At 54.3% G+C, this 643-nt stretch carries 1 protein-coding gene; it reads left to right on the top strand.

Annotated elements, in window-relative coordinates:
- On the top strand, nucleotides 1-643 hold a 643-nt coding region (locus E3E29_RS11275), incomplete at both ends, for an iron ABC transporter permease (protein ID WP_167911097.1).

Here is a 643-nt window from a genome sequence, read left to right as displayed (position 1 = left end):
GCTCAGCATGCTCTTCATGTACCTCTACCTGAGGAGCCTCGACGCCTACGCTAGGCGTGAGGAGCAGAGAGTTCTCCAGAGGCCAAAGCGCTTTACGCGGAAAGACGTTTTCAGTCTTAAGGGACTCCTCATAGGGGCCTACTCGTTAGCCGTTCTGCTCTTCATCATAGCCCCGCTTTTAGCAGTCCTCTATGATTCCCTGCACTTCAACGACCAGTGGAGCCTCGAGTGGTATAGGAGGATATTCTCGACCGAATACAATCCTATGTTCGGTGCCACAACGCTCGACGCGATAAGGAACTCCCTAACCTTTGGATTTGCGACGGTCTTCCTCTCAGTGATAATCGCCCTTCCAGTCGCCTACGCGCTTCACCGCTGGAACTTCAAAGGAAAGCGGCTCTTCGACGTCCTCGTTATGCTCCCGCTGGCGAGTTCAGCCATAACCCTCGGTCTGGGATACATCAGGATCTTCCACGGCACGCCGCTCTACTACACCGCCTGGCTCATCATCGCTGCTCACACGATAATTGCCTATCCCTTCGTCCTGAGAGCAGTTTCGACTTCGCTGAAGAAGATAAGACCCAACCTATGGGAGGCAGCCCTGAGTCTCGGCGCGAAGGAATGGAAAGCCTTTCTCAGGGTT

This window comes from Thermococcus sp. Bubb.Bath (genome assembly GCF_012027595.1).
GTDB lineage: Archaea > Methanobacteriota_B > Thermococci > Thermococcales > Thermococcaceae > Thermococcus.
The sequence above is the reverse complement of the archived record's forward strand: the minus strand, read 5'-3'. Positions and strand labels throughout refer to the sequence as shown.